The sequence below is a fragment of the Streptomyces sp. NPDC051109 genome, from assembly GCF_044455885.1.
Classification (GTDB): domain Bacteria; phylum Actinomycetota; class Actinomycetes; order Streptomycetales; family Streptomycetaceae; genus Streptomyces.
Map to the genome: position 1 here is coordinate 77,495 of NZ_JBITFF010000024.1, position 20,792 is coordinate 98,286.

The 20,792-nt window shown below is 73.0% G+C and carries 16 protein-coding genes and 1 pseudogene; 10 read left to right on the forward strand and 7 right to left on the reverse strand.

Going from position 1 to position 20,792, the window contains the following annotated elements; all coding sequences use genetic code 11:
* The first annotated feature begins 32 nt into the window (after positions 1–32).
* A complete protein-coding gene (locus tag ACIBAD_RS32155) occupies positions 33–830 on the forward strand; it encodes a helix-turn-helix domain-containing protein (RefSeq protein ID WP_398910240.1) in 798 nt (265 codons plus the stop codon).
* Between the two features lie 176 nt (positions 831–1,006).
* Positions 1,007–1,132 carry a hypothetical protein gene (locus ACIBAD_RS32160; protein ID WP_398910242.1) on the forward strand — a complete coding sequence of 42 codons (126 nt, stop codon included), beginning with the start codon at positions 1,007–1,009 and terminating at the stop codon, positions 1,130–1,132.
* A 237-nt stretch (positions 1,133–1,369) separates the two neighbouring features.
* Here ACIBAD_RS32160 and ACIBAD_RS32165 read toward each other — a convergent pair whose 3' ends face one another.
* Together ACIBAD_RS32165 and ACIBAD_RS32170 are read right to left on the reverse strand one after the other, a co-directional pair.
* Entirely contained in the window at positions 1,370–2,011 is a 642-nt protein-coding gene (locus tag ACIBAD_RS32165) for a GNAT family N-acetyltransferase (protein ID WP_134067848.1), read from the reverse strand.
* A 233-nt stretch (positions 2,012–2,244) separates the two neighbouring features.
* Positions 2,245–2,898, reverse strand: a complete 654-nt coding sequence (locus tag ACIBAD_RS32170) for a DNA alkylation repair protein (protein ID WP_398910262.1) — start codon at positions 2,896–2,898, stop codon at positions 2,245–2,247.
* Positions 2,899–3,340: 442 nt separating this feature from the next.
* Between ACIBAD_RS32170 and ACIBAD_RS32175 the strand changes: the two genes are divergently transcribed.
* Both ACIBAD_RS32175 and ACIBAD_RS32180 read left to right on the forward strand, forming a co-directional pair.
* Positions 3,341–5,410, forward strand: coding sequence for a phosphocholine-specific phospholipase C (locus ACIBAD_RS32175; RefSeq protein ID WP_398910244.1), 2,070 nt, complete (start codon positions 3,341–3,343; stop codon positions 5,408–5,410).
* 191 nt (positions 5,411–5,601) lie between these two features.
* Positions 5,602–6,033 carry a VOC family protein gene (locus ACIBAD_RS32180; RefSeq protein ID WP_134067845.1) on the forward strand — a complete coding sequence of 144 codons (432 nt, stop codon included), beginning with the start codon at positions 5,602–5,604 and terminating at the stop codon, positions 6,031–6,033.
* A gap of 57 nt (positions 6,034–6,090) precedes the next feature.
* On the opposite strand, the gene ACIBAD_RS32185 is transcribed toward ACIBAD_RS32180, so the two are convergent.
* The gene (locus tag ACIBAD_RS32185) at positions 6,091–6,423 is read right to left on the reverse strand and encodes a MazG-like family protein (protein ID WP_134067844.1); all 333 of its coding nucleotides are present in this window, start codon (positions 6,421–6,423) and stop codon (positions 6,091–6,093) included.
* Between the two features lie 540 nt (positions 6,424–6,963).
* Positions 6,964–7,647 carry a hypothetical protein gene (locus ACIBAD_RS32190; protein ID WP_398910246.1) on the reverse strand — a complete coding sequence of 228 codons (684 nt, stop codon included), beginning with the start codon at positions 7,645–7,647 and terminating at the stop codon, positions 6,964–6,966.
* Positions 7,648–8,456: 809 nt separating this feature from the next.
* On the opposite strand from ACIBAD_RS32190, the gene ACIBAD_RS32195 reads away from it, so the two are divergent.
* Together ACIBAD_RS32195 and ACIBAD_RS32200 are read left to right on the forward strand one after the other, a co-directional pair.
* Positions 8,457–10,331, forward strand: a complete 1,875-nt coding sequence (locus ACIBAD_RS32195; protein ID WP_398910248.1) for a serine/threonine-protein kinase — start codon at positions 8,457–8,459, stop codon at positions 10,329–10,331.
* A gap of 210 nt (positions 10,332–10,541) precedes the next feature.
* Positions 10,542–12,665, forward strand: a complete 2,124-nt coding sequence (locus tag ACIBAD_RS32200) for a PIG-L family deacetylase (RefSeq protein ID WP_398910250.1) — start codon at positions 10,542–10,544, stop codon at positions 12,663–12,665.
* Positions 12,666–12,714: 49 nt separating this feature from the next.
* On the opposite strand, the gene ACIBAD_RS32205 is transcribed toward ACIBAD_RS32200, so the two are convergent.
* Positions 12,715–14,199 (reverse strand): hypothetical protein, encoded by a 1,485-nt coding sequence (locus ACIBAD_RS32205; protein ID WP_398910252.1) that lies wholly within the window; start codon positions 14,197–14,199, stop codon positions 12,715–12,717.
* Between the two features lie 171 nt (positions 14,200–14,370).
* Between ACIBAD_RS32205 and ACIBAD_RS32210 the strand changes: the two genes are divergently transcribed.
* The 3 genes from ACIBAD_RS32210 to ACIBAD_RS32220 all read left to right on the forward strand — a co-directional run bounded on the left by ACIBAD_RS32210 (position 14,371) and on the right by ACIBAD_RS32220 (position 18,272).
* Positions 14,371–15,987 (forward strand): hypothetical protein, encoded by a 1,617-nt coding sequence (locus tag ACIBAD_RS32210; RefSeq protein WP_398910254.1) that lies wholly within the window; start codon positions 14,371–14,373, stop codon positions 15,985–15,987.
* Between the two features lie 87 nt (positions 15,988–16,074).
* Positions 16,075–17,580: a sensor histidine kinase gene (locus tag ACIBAD_RS32215; RefSeq protein ID WP_398910264.1), complete on the forward strand. Its 1,506-nt coding sequence runs from the start codon at positions 16,075–16,077 to the stop codon at positions 17,578–17,580.
* Positions 17,577–18,272 carry a response regulator gene (locus ACIBAD_RS32220; protein ID WP_398910256.1) on the forward strand — a complete coding sequence of 232 codons (696 nt, stop codon included), beginning with the start codon at positions 17,577–17,579 and terminating at the stop codon, positions 18,270–18,272. Before ACIBAD_RS32215 ends, ACIBAD_RS32220 begins: the two co-directional genes overlap by 4 nt.
* 42 nt (positions 18,273–18,314) lie before the next feature.
* Here the strand turns inward: ACIBAD_RS32220 and ACIBAD_RS32225 are convergent.
* Both ACIBAD_RS32225 and ACIBAD_RS32230 read right to left on the reverse strand, forming a co-directional pair.
* Positions 18,315–18,932: pseudogene (locus ACIBAD_RS32225) on the reverse strand (phosphatase PAP2 family protein); the annotation flags it as partial.
* 223 nt (positions 18,933–19,155) lie between these two features.
* Positions 19,156–19,746: a hypothetical protein gene (locus ACIBAD_RS32230; protein WP_398910258.1), complete on the reverse strand. Its 591-nt coding sequence runs from the start codon at positions 19,744–19,746 to the stop codon at positions 19,156–19,158.
* Positions 19,747–19,999: 253 nt separating this feature from the next.
* Between ACIBAD_RS32230 and ACIBAD_RS32235 the strand changes: the two genes are divergently transcribed.
* Positions 20,000–20,272, forward strand: coding sequence for a hypothetical protein (locus ACIBAD_RS32235; RefSeq protein ID WP_134067837.1), 273 nt, complete (start codon positions 20,000–20,002; stop codon positions 20,270–20,272).
* Positions 20,273–20,792 lie beyond the last annotated feature (520 nt).

Here is a 20,792-nt window from a genome sequence, read left to right on the forward strand (position 1 = left end):
GGTGGCGGGTGACCCGCCCGTGGCCTCCGTACTTGCGCCCCTTCGTGCACAGCTATGCCGGTTACTGGGAGGCGGCCGCCACGCCCTACCGCGTGCGGTTGGTCCCCACGGGCCGAGCGGTCGTGGTGATCAACCTGGGGGAGCCGTTCACCCAGGTGCGCCGACTGGGAGACGTGGGAGACGCGGGAGACGGCCGGAGCCCGCACGGCCAGGTGACCGGCTCGCTGGTCGCGGGCCTGGAGGACGGACCCCGTGTGTGTGACCACCCCGGTGGCCAGGAGGCGATCCGGCTTGAGCTGACCCCGTTGGGCGCCTACCGGCTGTTCGCCCTGCCGATGAGCGAGTTGACCAACAGAGTCGTCGAGCTGTGCGACGTCCTCGGGCCCGAGGCCGGAGTGCTGGCGGAGCAACTGGCGGCCACCGCCGACTGGGGAGCCCGGTTCGACCTGCTGGACATCGCTTTGTCGGACCGGATCGAGCGCGGCCCTGACCCCGCGCCCGAGGTGGGCCACGCGTGGCAGCTGCTGTCCCGCTCCGGCGGGGCGATTGCGGTCGGCCGCATCGCGGCCGAAGTGGGCTGGAGTCAGGGCCACTTGATCCGCCGGTTCACCGAACAGGTAGGCCTCACGCCCAAGATGTCCGCCCGCGTGCTGCGCTTCCACCGGGCCGCGGCGCTGCTCACCCGCGAGGGCGCGAACCTGACCGAAGTGACCGCCGCATGCGGCTTCTACGACCAGGCGCACCTCAACCGTGAGTTCCGCGCCCTGGCCGCGACCACTCCCGGCCGGATGGCCGCCGCCCGCGTGGCGGAGGGAGCGCTCGCCCTGTGAGGGGTGAGGTCAAATTCGTCCAAGCCAGGCCGTGTGCGCGTCGATAGCGTCTCCGTTCGTAGTCGATCAGGCACCCGAGCCGGGGGGACGCCTCCGCCCCGAGAAGAAGAGCGCTTCGATCCGCGGTCGAGGGCGGACCGGGCAACGGTGAACCTGGCCCACAGGAGGAGTACCCGATGGAAGACATGCTGCGCATCCTCGTGGCCGGCGCGCTCTCAGGGGGCTTGATCGGTTTGGCGGGGGCTCTCGGCCGCAACCGCCGCAGGCGTCGGGAGGAGGGCGGCGGATCCGACCGCCGCTGACGCCGGGCCGGCCACTGGGCGGCGCGTACGGCATCCAGCGGGATGCCAAGACACGCTCAAACGCAGCCCGACCCACAGGTCCCCCGGACGTTGCCGACCACGGGGGTGTCGGCAACCGGGGGGACCCACTGTGCCTGCGACCGAGGCGACGGCCGCACCCTCCGGAGCGGATGCACCTGCCGGAGAGTTACGCCCGCCCGCCTGGTCCGCGCGGACACCGACCCCGACCGAAACGGCCTAGTCCCGGAGAGGGCGACTGTCCGCCGTGGCGAGCCATTCGGGGCGGTCGAGGAACGCGAGTACCGCCCGCTTCTCGGGGAGGTGGATCTCCGGCAGGTCGATCTCGGGCAGGGTGATCTCGCCCTGTCGGACGAAACCGATGCGGCCCAGCAGGGCGATGGCCTTCTCGTTGCGCGCGTCGGGCTCGCCCACCGCGCGCAGGACGGCCGGGTCGCGGAAGACGAAGCGGATGAGCGAGTCGATGAGGGTACGGCTGAAGCCGGGTCGGGGGCTGCCGGTGATCGGCGCCAGCATGAGGTGGACGCCGATGTCGCCCTCCCGCACCTCGTAGCACTCGCTGACCCGGTCCTCCTCCGGCTGGTAGGTCTGGAAGAGCGCCACGGGCTCGTCGTCCAGCCGGACCATGTACGCGTGATGGGTGTCCCGGCGGTCCACGTCCTCGTAGATCTCTTGCACCAGCTCCCGGCCGGCGCCGTTCATGCCCCAGAATTCGGCGCGTTCCTCGACGACCCAGGCGTGCAGGACGGCGGAGTCCGTCGGGGGGTGGACGGGAGTGAAGCGGACGGTTCCGAAGCCTTCGACGGTCTCGGTGTGGACGTCGGCGCGCGGGGTGGCGAGGACGGAGGACTCAGGTCTCATGCGGGCTCGGTTCCTTCGTGACGGCGGGCAGGCCGGCGGATGACCGCACCGACCCGCGAGCTGATTAGGTTAGGCTGGCCTAAGTGTAGGTGCTCGTTGGCGTGATTCGATCGCAGGGCGAGCGCCGCCTGCGGGCAGTCGTGGGTGGTGCGGCGAAGACGTGGGCGTGCAGCGAGTCCGGGTCGGCCGCTACGGCCGCCGTCCCCGAGCCCGCGACGACGAGCTCCTGCCGCTTACGCCACCGTCTCGTCCTGCTGCCGTCGCACCATCTCGGAGATCCAGACGGGCGCGAACGGTGACGTACAACCCGGGGGAGTCGGGTAGTCCTTGAGTACCTCCAGGCGCTCACCGATGGCGATCGCCCGGGCGCGGTGCTCTGCGTGGTCGATCCCGATCTGTGCCAGGCAGTGGTTCATCGCCCACTGCAGGCGATCCGGGGCGTCTTTCATCTCCGCCTCGATGGCATCGAGCAGTCCGGCGAGGTCGAGACCCTCGGGATTCTTCGCCACGCGTTCGGTGGTCAGCGCCCAGCCGGCACTCGCGACCACCGGATCCGGATCGGCGGCCCAGGCCAGCCGCAGCTCCTCCGCGTGCGGGCTCTTCTTCACCACGTAGTTCACGAGCCAGTCCTGCACCTTGGGCCTGCGCGCCTCGCGCAGCATGGCGTCCAACTCTGCACGCTCGAACGCCTTCGGGCGGCAGATCAGGATCGCCAGCAGTCTCGCCGCGGTGTCATCCGTCTCCCAGAGCCGGCGCGAGAGCTCCTGCTGCGTCTTCAGCCGCTTCGCGACGGCGCGCAGCTTGCCGAGGTTCACGCCGTGATCGTCGCCGTGCCGCTCGTTCACCGCCCGCGTTTTCGGGTCTTCGAGCGCGGCCAGCTCGGCCATCACCTCGGCCACCTTCGTCTCGGCCACCTCGGGCACCTCGGCCTCCTGTCCGTCGCGGGCGAGATGAGCCTATGACGAGATGCGGCCGGGCTCGGGAAGCGGTCCGCGCCGTTCGGCCGTGCCGGTCGGCCGAGCCGCGGCGTGCGTGGCGGTCCGCCGGGGCTCCGGATCGGCCTCGGCCGCCATGGACGTCGCCCGCCGCCCCCTGCCCTCGGCCGCCCGGATGCACAGCCGCCTGCCGCACGCGCACTCCTCGCGCCGCACGACGGCCGCGAAGCCACACGCACCGCCCACTCGAAATGGCCGAACTCCTGCGGAATCCGACTGCCGTTCGTCTGGTGTATCCGCCACCGTCACGTCAGGCTCCCTCTCCAGTAGCCCCGACAGGCTGTTCTGGGGGCGCTCCAGCACTCCTCGATCAAAAGCAGAGGTCACTCTCGCCATGGCAGAACTGAACCGTCGCCGCTTCCTCCAGCTCACCGGGGGCGCCGCCGCCCTGACCCTGCTCAACGAGAGCATCGCGCGCGCCGCCGCCATCCCCGCGCAGGGGACGACGGGGACGATCGCCGACGTCGAGCACATCGTGGTCCTGATGCAGGAGAATCGTTCCTTCGACCACTACTTCGGTGCGCTCCGCGGCGTCCGCGGTTTCGGGGACCCGCGCCCGGTGACCCTGCCCAGCGGCAAGCCCGTGTGGCACCAGACCGACAACGCGGGCAAGGAGACGCTGCCCTTCCGGCCGCCGTCCGACGACCTCGGCATGGAGTACCTCCAGGGGCTCAACCACGACTGGGCGGGCGGCCAGAGCGCGTTCAACAAGGGCAAGTACGACAACTGGGTGCCTGCCAAGACGCCGGCCACCATGGCCCACCTCACGCGCGAGGACATCCCGTTCCACTACGCCCTCGCCGACGCGTTCACCATCTGCGACGCCTACCACTGCTCGTTCATCGGCTCGACCGACCCGAACCGCTACTACCTCTGGTCGGGCCACACCGGCAACGACGGCAAGGGCGGCGGCCCGGTCCTCAACAACGCCGAGGCCGGCTACGGCTGGACCACCTACCCCGAGCGCCTCGAGGCGGCGGGGGTCTCCTGGAAGATCTACCAGGACGTCGGAGACGGCCTGAACGCCGCCGGTTCCTGGGGCTGGATCAACGACGCCTTCCGCGGCAACTACGGCGACAACTCGCTCCTCTACTTCAACAACTACCGCAACGCGGAGCCCGGCAACCCGCTCTACGAGAAGGCCCGCACCGGCACCGACGCCCGGACCGGCGAGGGCTACTTCGACAAGCTGCGCGCCGACGTCACCGCGGGCACCCTGCCCCAGGTCTCCTGGATCGCCGCCCCCGAGGCGTTCAGCGAGCACTCCAACTGGCCGGCCAACTTCGGCGCCTGGTACATCGCCCAGGTGCTGGACGCGCTGACGTCCAACCCCGACGTGTGGGCCCGTACCGCGCTGTTCATCACGTACGACGAGAACGACGGCTTCTTCGACCACGTCGTACCGCCGTACGCCCCCGCCGACGCCAACCAGGGCCTGTCGACCGTCTCCACGACGCTGGACGTCTTCCCCGGCAAGGCCGGCTACGTCGCCGGCCCGTACGGTCTGGGCCCGCGCGTGCCGATGCTCGTCGTCTCGCCGTGGAGCACGGGCGGCTACTCCTGCTCCGAGACCTTCGACCACACCTCGGTCATCCGCTTCATGGAGAAGCGCTTCGGCGTGCAGGAGCCCAACATCTCGCCCTGGCGCCGTGCCGTCTGCGGTGACCTGACCTCCGCCTTCGACTTCGCACGCACGGACACCGACACGGTCCGGCTGCCCGACGCGGGCCGCTGGGAGCCGCAGGACCGCGAGCGCCACCCCAACTTCCTGGCCACCCCGCCGGCCGTGGGGACCATGCCGCGCCAGGAGAAGGGCCTGTGCAACACCCGTCCGCTGAAGTACGCCCCGTACGTGGACGGCGCCGCGCTCACCGGCGAGGGCAAGTTCCGGCTGACGTTCAGCGGCGGCCCGGATCTGGGCGCGCAGTTCTACATCACGTCCGCCAACCGGACCGACGCCCCCTGGACGTACACCACCGAGGCCGGCAAGTCGATCTCGGACACCTGGAACACCCGCTACTCGGCGGGCGTCACCGACCTGACCGTCCACGGCCCCAACGGCTTCCTGCGCGGCTTCCGCAACCCCGGCGCCACCCCCGGCCCCGAGGCCACCGCCCGCCACAACGCCACCACCGGGAACCTGGACCTCACCCTCACCAACGCCGGGGCGTCGACCGCGACGCTCACGGTAACCAACGCCTACGGCGGCGGACCCAAGCGCCTCACGGTCGCCAAGGGCGCCACCGTCACGTACAGCGTTCCCCTGCGGAGCACGCGACGCTGGTACGATGTGACGGTCACCGCGCCCGAAGCCCCGGACTTCGGCCGCCGCTTCGCCGGCAAGGTGGAGACCGGCGCGGCCGGCCTCTCGGACCCGGGCATCCTGACGGACCAGTCCTCCTGACGGACCGGGGATCCTGGAGGACCGGTCCTCCTGACGAGCCAGGCATCCTGGCGGACCGGTCCTCCTGACGCACTGCTCCTGAGGGCCGTTCCCGCTGACCCGAGCCCCCGCCCCGCGGATCCCTCCGCGGAGCGGGCCGCTCGCGGCACGCCTGCGGGCACTGCCCGGTCCGGGCCCGCTACGGTGGCGTGATGGAACAGCGGATCAGCCTCGTGACCCTGGGCGTCGCGGACCTCGCCCGCGCCAAGGCCTTCTACGAGGCGCTCGGATGGCGCGGCACCGAGGTCGAGGAGACGGTCTTCCACCAGGCGGGCGGCCTGGCCCTGGTGCTGTGGGGCCGCGCGAAGCTGGCCGCGGACTGCGGTCTTCCCGATGCCCCGCAGGCCGGGTTCGGCGGTATCGCGCTGGCCCACAACGTGCGTACGGACGCCGAAGTGGACACGGTCCTCGAAGCTGCCGCCAAGGCCGGCGGTACCGTCACCCGCCCCGCCGCCCTCAACGCGATCGGCTTCTACTCGGGCGTCTTCACCGACCCCGACGGCCACGCCTGGGAAGTCGCCCACAACCCCGGCTTCACCCTGGCCGAGGACGGCTCCCTGGTCCTGCCCGACTTCGCCGGGTAGCGCGCCCGATCGTCCGGGGGAGGGCTTCGACCCACTCCTCTCTGGGGATCCACATGCTCATGCGTTCCGGGCGGCCAGGGTTCGTGCGGCGGTCTTCTCCAGGTGCGCGGTGAACATCGCGGCCGGGTCGGCGACGCCCAGCCGGTGCAGCGCGACCATCGCCGTCACCAGTACGTCGCACACTTCCGCCTCCACGTCCCGCCACGAGTGGGACAAGCCCTTGCGGGGGTTGGTCCCGGTGGCGCCGATGACGGCCTGGGCAGCCTCGCCGAACTCCTCCCCGATCTTGAGAACCTGCAGTACCCGGCGCTGCTCGGCGGGGACGTGTGCGGCGGCCTCGTCGAGGAAGACGGCAAGCTCCCCGGTGACGGCCCAGGCGTTCTTCTCCACGGTGGTTCCCCTTCGTCCGGCTGTCGTCCGTTCCCGGTCCTGTGAACGAATGGGATGACGTTCGGGATGCTCCCTCTGCCGGAGCGCCCGCGGCCGCCTTGGCGGACCAGCGCGAACGTACCGGCTGCGGCGGCCCCGCCCACTGCCGCGCCCGCGAGGACCCGGGCGACGGCGTGGTCCTCGGGCTCCCCCGGGACCAGCTGACGACGGCGACCCGCGGCCCGGGACTCGGCGGGGCCGTAGGACCGCGTTCGTGGTCGTCACGCGGTGGCCTCCCGGCAGCTCGCGGTGAGCCGGATGGTCCTCCCAACCCCGGTGGTGTTCGGCGGAGGCCGCCCGTTGCGTACCGGCGCACGCCAACGGCGCGGTCATGGACAGATCCGGCGGTACCCCACTGGAGGGGCGCACTCAGGTACACACGACCGCCTCTGCGTCGGCCGCCAACTCGCATGACTTGCAGGGGAGTTGCGCGGTCGAGCGGCGTTCTGCCGCTGCTCTGCAGCATGCTGGGCCGATCGGGTGCCGGCCGTCGCGGGCCGGTCATCCCGCGGCGCCGTCCGGCCCGTCGTCCGCCTTCCCGCACGCTGCGCGCTTCCGCTCTTCCTCCCGCGCCGCCCAGGCGGCCGAGTCGATCCGCGACCGATGGCCCTCCTGCGGCTCCGACGCGTCCAGGTGTACCGTCCACGCCCACAGGACGACCGCCACCAGCAGGAAGCAGCCCGACACCCCCAGGACCGCGTCGACATCGTCGGACCGGGACTCCGGATCCGTCCCGAAGAAGGCGGGAGGACCGTTGACGATCATGCTGACCCACCATGCGAGGGCCGCGTTGCACGCGAGGACGGCCAGCCAGTACAGGATCCGCACGGCCTGCGCCGGACCGCCTTGCAACGGGCGCAGCAGGAGCAGGCGGCGCAGCCTGCCCGGCCCTCCGCGCTGGCGGCGCGCCGCCGCCTCGAAGCTGCGTACCGATGCGTAGCACTCGTCGAGCCAGTGGCCCGGCTCCGGGTCGGGGGCCCCGGTCGGCGCGAGCTTCTTGGCCTCGATCCAGCCGGTGATGAACTGGACCTCCATCGCCGCCTTCTCCAGCCTCCTGCGGTAGTGGTGGTCGGCGCTGCGCGCCTCGCGCCGGTCCCTGAGGACGAGGCTGATCCCGCCTACCAAGCCGGTGATCACGGGCACGAAGAAGGGCGCGAACGACACCAGGGAATCCAGACCAGGCACCGGCAATGCCTCCTCATCCGACCCGGCCTCGGCTGGGGGCCTCCCCCCAGCCTCGCATCACCGAAGCGACCCCCACCGCTCCGTACGGCCGTTCGGGTGAGCACCGCGGGGCTCGGCGCGGGCACCTGCCCGTCGCCGAAGGATTCCCGCGATTCCGGCCGGACCGACACTCCGGCCTGACCCACGTACCGGGCTCCCGGTTCCGCCACGGCGGAAACGGCGGCGGGCCCGAAGCTCTGGAGTTCCTCAAAAGGCGCTTCTCTCGCCGATCATGCCGGGCATCCTCCTCGTACAGACCGGAGACGAACAGCGACGGGGTGCAGGACATGGGATACCTGGTGATCGTGGGATTCGGCCTCATCGTGGTGCTCACCGCGGCGCTACGGGGAAGCAGGGGCAGGGGGTCGACGCGAGGGCGGTCCGGCGGCGGCGACGGCGGCGGTCACGCCTGCGGTGGCGGCTGGTCCTGCGGTGGCGACTCGTCCTGCGGAGGCGGCGGCGGAGACTGACCCCGTTTCCCGGCTGCGTGCCCGCGGCGCCGAACTGGCCGGTGGGGCGGCGCAGTACGAGGAGGGCATCACCGTCGGGCCGGCCGAGCCGCTCCGTTGAAGGCACCCGCGGGCACACTGGTGCGGAACTTCCACACGATCCGTTGAGAACCCTCACCCGGGCACGGCTACGTTGTCCGGCGACGGGGACGGCGACGCCGACGGGGACGGGGACGGGGACGGGCCAGGAAGTTGGGTACTCTCTCGGTTGGCTTCGGGGCTCCAGCGGGCTGAACTGCCGTGACAGGGAATGGATTTTTCATGAGTGCGCCTTCTACCGACCTTTTCCAGCCGCTCAGGCCCGACGACCCGGCCACGGTCGGTGGTTACCGTCTGACCGCCGTGCTGGGCGCGGGCGGCATGGGCAAGGTGTACCTCTCCTACACGCCGGGCGGGCGGCCCATCGCCCTCAAGGTGATCCGGCCCGAGTTCAGCGAGGACCCCGAGTTCCGGCGGCGCTTCCAGCAGGAAGTGCGGGCGGCGCAGCGGGTGCAGGGCCTCTACACCGCGCCCGTCATCGACTTCGACACCGAGGGCGCCCAGCCCTGGCTGGCCACGGCCTACGTACCGGGCCCCTCCCTCGCGCACGCCGTGGCCCAGCACGGGCGGCTGCCGCTGCGCAGCGTGCTGCTGCTGGCCGTCGGGGTCGCCGAGGCGCTGCACGTCATCCACGGCGCGGGCATCGTCCACCGTGACCTGAAGCCCGCGAACGTACTCCTCGCCGCCGACGGCCCCCGCGTGATCGACTTCGGTATCGCCCGCGCTGCGGACGCCACTTCCCTGACCGGCAGCGGCGTCAGCGTGGGCACGCCCGCGTTCATGGCGCCCGAGCAGGCCTCCGCCGGTACGGTCACCGCCCGCACCGACATCTTCGCCCTCGGCCAGATCGTGGCGTACGCGGCGATCGGTGCGCCCGCCTACGGCGAGGGCTCCTCGCACGCCGTGCTGTACCGCATCGTCCACGAGGACCCCGACCTCAGTGCGCTGCCCGAAGAGCTGCGGCCCCTGGTGACGCGGTGCCTCAGCCGTGACCCGGCGGACCGGCCCACCCTGGCCGAGGTCATCCAGACGTGCCACGACCTTTCCCCCGCCCCGCTCCGCCAGGGCGAGGACTGGCTGCCCCAGGCGGTCGCCGGTTCCATCACCGAGCGCCTCCAGCTGCCCGAACCGGCGAGGACCCCGCCGCCGCAGCCCGCCGGGGCCCCGACGCCGACCGAGGTCTCCCCGCAGCCTCCGGCGCAGGGCGCGCCCCCGGCCGCGCCGGCCGGTGTCGGCGTGGCCGCCGCTCCGACGCAGAGCGCCCCCGCCGCGCCGCCGCACGCACCGACCGGCCCGGCCGCTCCGGGCGTGCCGCCCGGGTACGGGACTCCGCCGCCCGGCTACCCGACCCAGTCCGGTTACCAGACGCCGCCCCCCGGCTACCCGACCCAGCCCGGATACCAGACGCCGCCGCCCGGCTACGTGCCGGGCCACCACACCCCGTCGCCCTCCCACCACCCCGGCTACCCGCCCCCCGCCCCGCAGCGCAAGCCGAAGGGGCTGATCATCGCCGGGGTCGCCGTGGCAGCGGTGATCGGCCTCGCGGTCCTCGGTTCCCTGCTGCCGGACAACTCCGGCGACAAGGCCAAGGGCAGCTCGTCCTCCACCGGCGGGAGTACGAGCAGCGCAGCCCCCGGCGGCAGCTCCCAGGACAAGGGCGGCAAGCGCGCCGACCCCGCCCCCGCCTCGTACCAGGGCGTCAACCTGACGGCCAACTACCAGCTCATGCTGGCCGACAACCCGCCGCGCCCCGTCTCCGGCGGCAACGCCGGCGTGATGTACAACCACGGCGACATCTACTTCTACGTCGACACCCTCTTCGGGGACACGAAGGTCGGAACCAACAACGGCAAGCTCGTCGTGCTGAACAACGCGCAGAAGGGTTCGCTGGAGACCTGCCGCGCCGAAACCCGCTACACCGAGAAGATCGGCCTCGATCAGCTCACGGACGGGTCGGAGATCTGCGTGCTCAGTGACGCGGGCCACATCGCGGTGGCGACGTACCGCGGCAAGTCGGGGGCGAACGACCCGAGCAACTACATCACGCTCGATCTCACGGTCTGGCGCAATGCCGAGGAGCCGAAGAAGAAGAGCTGAGGAGGAATGGTGCGGTAGTCGGCAAAATGGGCATATCGCACACTTCCGTCATTTAACTCAGTTACTACCATAAGCCTTTTGAGGGTGTGTCAGTCGCAAACGTGCGGGGCATAATCGGCCCCGGTCGTCTCCGGAAGCAATGGAGCCATCGGGACACCGACCGACTCTCCGTCGGATTCCCGGACCGGACCGATCCCCAAGGCGCTGTACATGTCCCTGGCCAGCCGCACTCGCCTCGCGGCACTGCTCGCGGCGGTCTCCGTCGGTGTGGCCGGTGTCACGACCTGGGCCTACGGATACGGGAGCGAGCGGCCGCCGGCGGCGGTCGAGGCGGTCGTCAGGCCGAGTGTGACCGAGGGCTCCGCCCTGCAGGTCGTCGCGCACCCCGACGACGACCTGTTCTTCATGAACCCCGACCTGAGCCGCTCCATATCGACGGGCATCAAGGTCACGACCGTCTACCTGACCTCCGGCGAGTCCGACGGCAGGAACGAGGCCCACAGCCCGCACCTGGACGACGCCGCGGGCCCCGCCGACCGCGCCGCCTACGCGGAGGCCAGGCAGAACGGCATCCGCGGTGCCTATGCCGAGATGGCCACCGGTGACCGCACCAGCGCCTGGCAGCGGAGGTCCGTACCCACGGCCGGCGGGGGCAGCGCCGAGGTGGACGTCCTCGTCGCCAGGCCCGAGGTCAACCTGGTGTGGATGCAGCTCCGCGAGGCGCGCAGCATCTCCGGGGACAATCCGGACAGCCTGCGGGGCCTGTGGGACGGCCGGATACCCGCCCTGGGCGCCCAGCTGACCTCCGGGACGCCGGTCGAGCACCCGTTCTCGTACACGAAGGACCAGGCCGTAGCCGCCATCGCGGACGTGTTCGCGCTGTACAAGCCGACCACGATACGGACGCAGGACCCGACCCCCGGCAAGTCGGGGGCGGGTGTCTTCCTGGACCACCAGGACCACATGTACGGCGCCCGCTTCGTCCAGGCGGCCGCGGAGCTCTACGCGCAGAACGCGGACCGGCCGCACTTCTCCGTACAGAACTACGTGAGCTACCCGAACAGCGCGCTGCCGCCGACGCTCGATCCGCAGGCCGCCGAAGAGAAGCTCGGCTACCTCAAGACCTACGCCTGGATGGACCACCAGGACTGGTGCGGCAGCCCCGCCGGCTGCGGCGACCGCAAGACCGCGACCAGGCCCACCGGCGCCGGATGGAACCAGACCATCCGCTACAGCCGTGGCGACGGCACCTCCTGGATGACCGAGGGCGTCGCCGGACGGCTGTGGGCCTTCGCCGCGCTGGACGGCCGGATGGCGTACTGGTCGCGCAGCGGCCCGAAGGCCCCCTGGCAGGGCCCCCGCTTCCTTCCCGGTGCCGGCATAGACGCCGGGGCGAGCGCGGTCCGGCTCCCGGACGGCCGCGTCGCGGTGTTCGCCACCCGCACCACCCTCGGTACGACGCCCCAGGACTACGGGCGGGACATCGTGTACGCCGTCCAGAGCGAGGCCGACGGCGCATTCGGACCCTGGCAGTCACTGGAAACCCCGGACACCGCGGACAGGTCCGGCACCTCGGCGATCAGCGCACCGTCCGTCGCCGTGGATCCGTCGGGCCGGATGACGGTGTACGTACGCGACTCCCGCCGTACTCTGCGCGCCCGGACCCAAACGTCCCAGGACGGCGCGTTCGGACCCTGGCGGGCTCTCGGCGGCGCCGGCCTCCTGGGCGACCCGGTCACCGCGACCGACGGGTCGGGGCGGCGGTACGTGTACGCGGCGACGACCGGCTCCGTACTCGCCTGGGCCCAGCCGACGCCGGGCGCCCCGTTGACCGGCGCCTTCGCGACCGGGCTGCCGCAGACGACGGGCGTGCTCTCGGTGCGCCCGGAGGGCGACGGGGTCCGCGTGTTCTTCCGCCGGCCCGGCACGGGCGCCGTCGGTACGAGCCTGGCGACCGCCGGCGGGCTCGCGCCGCAGTTCTCCCCGGTCGTCGAGGCCGGCGGCCCGGGCGGATACGGCGGGGTGGGTGTCGCGGGCCCGCTTCTCGCGGGCCGTACGGGATCGGGCACGGTCGGCGTGGCGGGCGGCGCGGACGGTCCGCAGTCCTGGCAGGAGTCCCAGATGCTGTACACGGGTGCACCGGCGGGCGTGGCCGACCGGACCGGTACGGCCGTCGCGGCGGCCCTCGGACTGGACGCCGATCTGCACATCGCCACGACGGTCCCTCCGGCCCGGTCCGAGCCGATCGGCTACCGGCCCCCCTCCCCGTGGCACCGGGCGGTCCAGCCCCCGCTGCTCGCGCAGGCCGCCTCAGGGGGCCGGCCTCGGCAGTGACCTGGAACATGGGGCGTCGGTGCCGTGACCAGGGTCAGGGCCGGGACTGCTAGGACGAGAACCGCAAGGGCGGCGTGGGGAGCCCCTTGCCGTCGAGTGCCACCAGGGTGAGGACGGCGATCGAGCCCGTCCATGCCAGAGGTGCCACCGATGAGGGCCTGCCCGCCGTGTTCACCTTCTCGGGCAGCTCTCCGAGCGGGTTCCTCTTGGAGAGGACCCAGTCCAGTACCTGCCTCGCCTTCGCCGTCCTCCCCGTACCGGCCCACGCGAGGGCGAAGAACGAGGTACTGGGCGTCCATGCGTTCCCACCCCACGGCGCCGTCGGATCGTTTCCGGGGGTGAGGCCCCCGTTGGGCAGCAGCAGGGCCTTGTACGTGGTGTCGAGGGCCCGGGGCAGATCGGCCGGAGCCGTGTTGAAGGGCGGCGCCATGAAGGCGGCCGCGCTGTCATGCCCGTGCCGCCCGTCGACGGTGCGCTGGTACCCCAGGGGAGCGAACTTCTCGGCTATCCCGGAGGAGAGCCGCTTGGCGGCAGCGCCCCAGCGTGCCGCGTCGCCCGGCCGGTTCAGCTCCCGGGCGAGGTCCGCTGAGGCGTTGAGCCCCGCGAGCAGGGGCGCGGCCGTACCGATGTTCGTCGTGTTCGTCGTCAGCTCCCAGTAGTCCGGGGAGGCCGGAGGCAGCCCGTCCGCCCGCAGGGAGGCCGCCGCGTGGTCGGCCGCCTTCCGGATCATCGGGTAGAGGGCGGCGAGCCGGACGTGCCGGGTGGTCGGCGGGGCCGTCTGGTACCACTGCCAGGCGGCCCAGGGGACCCAGCCGTTGGCGTCGAGCTGCCACCGCCTGCCGTCCGGCGGCCCGGAACCGTCGAGTCTCGTCCGTGCTTCCCAGGTGCCGTCCTTGCGCTGGGTCGCGGCGCTGTAGCGGAGAATCCGGTACGCCTCGGCCTCGTGGCCGGTGTGCGCGAACGCGGCGCAGGCGAAGCTGGAGTCGCGGGGCCAGGAGTACATCCAGCCGGGAGTCCAGCCCGCCGCCATGGCTCCGTTCGGCCGGAGCAGGGCGCGCATGCTCAGCAGGGCCCGCTCGGCCGCCGCACGCTGCGCGGGCGAGCCGCCCGGGACCCGGCCGGCGGCCAGCCAGGCGGCGCTCTGTGCGATCTGCCGCCGGGCCGCCGGGTCGTCGGCGGCCACCACCACCGAAGCCGTCCTGCCGACGGGGACGTACTTCCACCGGCCGGTCGGCAGCCGCAGTACGTTGCTCCGCCCGAGGTACCACGCGCCCTTGGCGGTGGCCGGTGTGATGCCCTCGGTGGCGGCCGCGTTGGAGAGGAGACCGACGGTGGGGGCGGCGAGCACCGACAGGGGGGCGTACCTGCCCTCGGCGTCGCCGAGGCTCTGGTGGCCCACGGGCCTGACGAGGAACACCGGCCGTCGTGCGTCGGTGTGCCGGCCGCCGGCGGATCCTGCGGTGCACACGGGCAGGGCGGTACAGGCGACAGCCGTCGTGACGGCCGCCCAGCGCACGAGCCGGACAGCAGGCATCACCACTCCCTCCGTCCGGCTTCCGCGCGTGCGGCGGGGCGCCCGGATTTCCCATCGTGGACGAGGTGTGCGGAGCCCGCCACGACATGGCCGCCGCCCGGGTGACCCCGGATGCCGGGGGGCGGCACACCGTGCACATTGGTGTGACCGGCCCCTGCGAAGGAATGGTGGATGAGTACTGCGCTGAGCACGGGAGAGGGCGAGGGATCGGAAGCGGGAGCGGCAGCGGGCCGGGAAGAAGGCGAGGCCCAGGGCCCGGGCGCGGGCTCGCGGCCGGGTCGGACGAGCGGCCACCGCCGGACGAGCGGCCACCGCCTGCTCATCCGCCGACTTCTGCCGGGCGCGGGCGCGACCCTCGTGGCCGCCGCCGGAGCCCTCGTCGCCGTCGGGTGCTTTCTCGGGCTCTACGTACGGCCCGCGTCGGACGACTGGTGCGCCGCCTGGAAGTCCCGTGACCTGGGCGTCCTCGGCATCACGTCCGACTTCTACACGACCCAGAACGGACGCGTCGCCAACGCCTTCCTGAGCGGCATTATCTACGGCGACGGGCTGATCGGAATCAAGGTCCTGCCCACCGTCATCGTCGTCACCTTCACCGTCGGCCTCGTCCTCCTCGGGTGCGAGTTCGTCCGGCTCCTCGGTGCGATACCGCGGGCGGTGACGGTGATGACCCTGACCGCCTGCTCCCTGGCCGTCCAGGCGCTGGTCTACTACGCCGGCACCCGCAGCTATCAGGTACTGCTGTGGGCTCCGGCCACCATTTCCCACACCGTTCCCAGCGTCATCGGAGTGTGGGCGCTCCTGCTGGCCATCCGGACCGTGCGCCAGCCCCGTGCCGGCGTGCGCGCGGGCGGCTTCGCCGCCGCGTTCCTCATCGCGTTCGCGCTCGGAACCCTGAGCGAGCCGTTCGCCCTCGTCAGCGGTCTCCTCGCGGCCGGCGCCGGCCTCCTGGCCCTGCCCCGGCTCAAGCTGGCGCAGACCTGGCACGCGTTCACCTGGTGCGTGCTCTGGTGCGCCGGACTCCTCTGCGGTCTCATCGTGCTCTACACGTCCCCCGGCGCCCGGTGGCGCCGCGCCCAGCAGCCGGACCGGGAGCCGATGCTCTCAGCGAGCGAACTGGAGGCCACCTTCCGGGACTGGCTGCAGATGTGGGACTCCGTCACGGGCCAGTGGGCCTACCTCGGAGCCGCCGCCATCGGCGTCCTCCTCGGCCTGGGTACCGGGCTCCGTACACCCGCGACCGCCGCGTGGCGACGGCGCCGGGCCGTACCGCGGCCGATGCTCCTCGCCGTACTGCTGCTCCCCGTGCCGGTGGTGGTGCTCGGGTCGTTCGCCGTGGTGCTGGGCCTGCGCAGCGGCTACGGTCCGAGCGGGTGGACGTACGCCCGTACGTGGACGAACCATCTCGTGCCGATGGAACTGGCGCTGTGCGCCTACGGAGCCCTGCTGGGGGAGTGGGCCGGCCGGACCCTCGCACGCCGGCGGCATGCCCCGGTGGCCGTGTCGGCCGCCGTCGTGGCCGCGGGCGGCCTGGCGCTGGCCGCGCTGGCCGCGCTCGTCCCGAGCGTGCAGCAGCTCACCACTGCCACGGTCACCCGAGCGGTGAACTGGGACGCCCAGAACTCCCGCATCCGGAGCGGGGCGGCGCAGGGCGCCACCGATCTCGGGTACCGGCCCTTGTACATCGGAAGCCTGGCCGAGCCCTTCTTCACCGCCGACTACGAGCGGGACTGGGTCGCCGGCTGCATCTCGAAGTGGTACGGCATCACCCGGATCCACCGCCTCTGAGGGCCAACGCGCCAAGGGCGGCCCGGATGGGACTTTCGGCAGATCCGGGCCCGGCGGGCGTTGCGTAGGGTCGGGTCCGTGAGACGAATGATCATGGATTTCCGGATACCGGCGCAGGTGCTGCTCGCGGGCGCGGCGGTATCGGCCGCGCTGACCCCGATCAACCTGTGGTGGGCGCTGCCGACCGCGGTGTGCGCCTTCCGGGCGGGCTCGCGGCCCGGCCGGACGCGGGGCACCGCGCTCGCTCTGCTCGCGGTGGTCGTCGCGGCGGTGGCCGTGCTGGCGGCCGTGCCGGCCTGGATGGTGTGGGGCGGGCGGTTCGTGGTCGTGCTGGTCGGGGCAGGAATGATGCCGTGGTTCGCGGGGCGGTTCCACCGCCAGTACCAGGAGCTGGTCCGGGCGGGCTGGGAGCGCGCCGCGCGCCTGGAGCGTGAGCAGCTGCTGGTCGCCGAGCAGGCGAGGCTGCGCGAACGGACCCGGATCGCCCAGGACATGCACGACCTCCTCGGCCATGACCTCAGCCTGATCGCTCTGTCCGCCGGTGCACTGCAACTCGCGCCTGGACTCTCGGAGGAGCACCGGGCGGCCGCCCGGTCCATACGGGCGGGCGCCGGGGGCGCCGTGGAGCGCCTCGCCGAGATCATCGGGGTCCTCCGCGGTGGCAGCGGCCGTGTCGGCGACGGCGATCGTGTCGCCGCCGCCGGGCCCGAGCCCCTTGCCGATCCCGAGGATCTCGGTGACCTGGTCCGGCGGGCGGCCGCCGCGGGGCTCGACGTACGGATGCAGACCGACGGACCGCCGCCGGACGACCTCCCTCCGGCCGTGGAACGGGCCGTGTGCCGGGTCGTGCAGGAGGCGCTGACCAACAGCGTCAAGCACGCGCCGGGCGCCGCGGCGACGGTGACGGTCCGGTACGGGATGTCCGTCGCGGAGGTCGAGGTGGCCAACGGCCCGCCCCCGCCGAGCCCCGCGCCCGGAACCGGCCACGGCGCGGCCGGAACCGGGTCCGGTCTGGTGGGGCTCGACGAGCGGGTGCGGCTGGCCGGGGGCAGATTCGCCGCGGGCCCGCGGGGCGCAGGCTTCGCCGTCCGAGCCCGCCTTCCCTACCACCGCTCCGCCGCCGTTCCGCGAACCGACGGCCTCACCGGCGCCCGCGTGGAGGAAGCCCGCCCGGCCGGGACGGATCCGCGACCAGCGGCGGCAGGGTCCGCCACCGAGCGGCGCCGCGCGCGCAAGGGGCTCGGGCGGACCGCGGTGGCCGCCGTGCTCGTGCCGATGACCACCGCAGTGCTGCTGTTCGTCGGCCTGCGCGCGTGGGACGTACTGACCGCTCGCCAATCCATGCTGCCGGCAGAGGACTTCGCCCGCCTGCGCATCGGACAGCTGCGCGCGGACATCGCCCCCGTCCTCCCCGACCGGCAGACGACGGCCCGTCCGGCCCGGCCCACCCCCTTCCCGCCGGGGGCCGCCTGCGAGCACTACGTGGCGACCGCCGACCCGTTCGACGACCTGTCCGGTGACGTCTACCGGCTCTGCTTCCTGGACGGCCGCCTGGCCTCCGCCGACCACTTCACCGGAAGGGCCGCCCTGTGATCCGCATCCTCATCGCCGACGACGAACCGATGGTCCGGGCAGGCGTACGCGCCGTGCTGTCCGCCGACCCGGCGATCAGCGTGGTCGCGGAGGCCGGCGATGGCAGCGGCGCCGTCGAACTCGTCCTGCGGCACCGCCCCGACGTCGCCGTGCTCGACATCCGCATGCCCGGCCTCGGCGGCATCGAGGCCCTGGCGGAGATCCGCCGTACCGCCCCCGAGACCGGGGTGCTCATGCTGACCACCTTCGGCGAGGACGACTACATCCTGCGCGCCCTCGGCGGCGGCGCCGCCGGCTTCCTCGTCAAGTCCGGCGAGCCCGAGGAGCTGATCGCGGGCGTGCACGCGGTCGCCGACGGCGCCGCCTACCTCTCACCGAAGGTCGCGGCCCGCGTCGTCGCCCACCTCGCGGCCGGCGCGGCCGGCCCCGGGGCCGGCCGCCGCCGCGCCGCCCGCAGCCGGGTGGAGGCGCTGACCGTCCGTGAGCGTGACGTACTGGCCTTCCTCGGCGGCGGGTTGTCCAACGCCCGCATCGCCCGTCGGCTGCATCTGGCGGAGGGGACGGTGAAGGCCCACGTCAGTTCGATCCTGGCCCGGCTGGGCGTGGAGAACCGGGCCGCGGCCGCCGTCGTGGCGCACGAGGCGGGCATCGTCCCGGCCACCACCGCCACCCCGCCCCCCGAGCAGGCCTGACACCGCGCGCGTCCCCCACGGCCGTACGCCGACCAGGACGCCCGCCACCACGGCGGAGCCCAGCACCGCCCCCGCCAGCACGTCGTGCGGGTAGTGCACCCCGACCGCCACCCGCAGCGCCGCCGCCACCGCACCCAGCGGCAGCGCCGCCGCTGCGAGGCCGGGCCGCAGCACGGCCACACCGACGGCGAGGGCCACGGCGAGCGTGGCGTGGTTGCTCGGGAACGACCAGTCGCCCGGATCCGGGCACACCGCCACCGCCAGCGCGTCGCGTACGGCCCGGCACGGCCGCTCCTCGTCGACGACCGACTTGACGGCCTCGCTCAGTACGTACGCCGCCACCGTCCCCAGCCCCACCAGTACGGTGCCGGCGATCCCGTCGGCGTCCCGCCGCCGCAGCGCGCGCCACCCCGCGGCGGCCAGCAGCAGCCCGAGAAGGAGGAGCGTGCCCTCCGTGGCGGCCTCCAGCAACGCACCCGCCCACTCCGGCCCGTCCGCCACCCACCCGGTCACCGCACGGTACCCGCGGGCCGAAGCACCGTCCTCGGGCACCGGCCCGTCCGGCGCGAGCCACAGCAGGCCCAGCGCGCCCGCGATTCCGGCGGCGGTCGGCGTCAGGACCGTCGCGCGTGGCGTTCCCGGTCGTATCTCTTTGTCCATGCCGCCGACGTTAGGAATCCGGGGCGCCCGACCGCCCCGGCCGAACGGCGGCTCCGCCCCCGCCTTTCGTCAGGGTTGTCCCTGGCCCGATCCCGTGGCAGCGGGTCAGTACTCCGTGTCGTGTCGCCGCCATCTCGCCGACATCACCGACATCACCGACATCACCGACATCACCGACATCGCCGACATCGTCGGCTTCACGGCCGCGGAGCCGGGTGGGGATTCAGGCGCTGCTGACGGGGCCGGACCGGGCACGGGCCCGGTCGCGGTACCACGCACCCGCTCCCACCAGCACCGCCACTCCCACCCCGTACAGGGGCAGCCACAGGGTCGTCGTGGCCGCCAGGCACTCGGCGACGGCCTTCCGGGCCTCGTCCTGCTGTACGAACGCCAGGGCCGCGCCGTCACTGCCGGCCAGGTTCCCCAGCGCGGCCTCCACCTGGAGCGCCTCGTACCTGCCCCGCAACACGCACCCGCTGCGCGTGGCCGGCATCGGGAACAGCCAGGCCCGGCGCTGCAGGAGCGGGGCGAGGGCGACCGCCACGCACAGGCCGACGACCAGCGCGTACGCGATCAGGCCCCGCATGTACGGCGAGCTGAGTTCCGGCGTCCACTGCGCCCGTCGCTGGAAGGCGAGCATCACCGCAAGGAGCGTCACCCCGATGAACGTGGCGAACCACTGCCACGAGCCCTGGGCGAGTGCGAACGTCAGCACCGCGGCGAGCCCGATGCCGATGACCCCGGGAGCGGGAACACCATCGCCGGCCGAGGCGGGCGCCGGCCGCGTGGTCAGTCGGGGGCTCGGATCACTCACAGGCCTCTCCTGCAGGCGGGAGCCACCAGCATGTGCCGCAGGCCCCCGCGCGCCCGGGCCGCCATGCCGTACGGATCCTGCGCCCCGCCCGGATGGCCGCCGGGCCACCGGGTCCCCTCCGGGAGGCGCGAGGCGGTCCCGTGTGCGCACGCTGGAGGGGAAGCCCCGCCGGGCACCGCTCGGCGCCGTTCCCACACGGCTCGGGCACCGCAGGAGCCGGGCCGCGTGACACCCCGGAAAGCAGGTGCGACCCATGCGTACGTCGACCCGCGTCGCCGGTGTCCTCGCCGGCCTGGCCCTCACCCTCGGCGGCACACTCGCCGCCCCTGCCGCCCTGGCGGACATCCCGGCCTGCACGAACATGGCCACCCAGGCCGGTGCCGACGCCACCGACGAGGTCACGGCAGCGTGCCGCCGCGGAGTGAGCGGCGACCTCCAGGGCTGTGTCAGCGGCCTGACGGCGGCCGGAGTACCGGGCGGCGCTGCGAACGGCGCCTGCCGGATGGCCGCCTACGAACCGCGCTAGCCACCCCGCCTCCCGCTGCCGAGGTGCTTCCGGTCTCCTGCCGGGCTCCTCGAACGGGGTATGAACGATGACGTTCGGTGAGGTTCGGGCGCCCCTGGGGTGAGCCGCCCCATAGGGCCCACGTCACATACGAACCCGGATAGTAGCCCCTGCGGCCCCGCCATCGGTGCGGCGGCAGGGGCTCCCACCTGCACGGATCGCGACCGACCCCCCTCTGGGTCCCGCGTCCCGCACTGCGAGGGCCGCTAGTAGGAGGCGTCGTTGCCAGGGGGTCGGGGCGTCGGTAGAACTGGATGAGTCGCCAGGCGGCACGGGTACTCACCCGCCGCCGACGAACCCCTCTCCACCGCGTGAGGGCTCACGCATGCCTTCGGCATGCAGCGACCGCCCTTGTTCCCCGTGGAAGGTTCATCCGTGTCGAACTCCGTCATCCGCCGCATCGCCGCCTCCAAGAAGACCCTCGCCGGCTCCCTCGTCGCCCTGGGCGTCGCCGGCTCGATGCTCGCCACGGTCCCCGCCC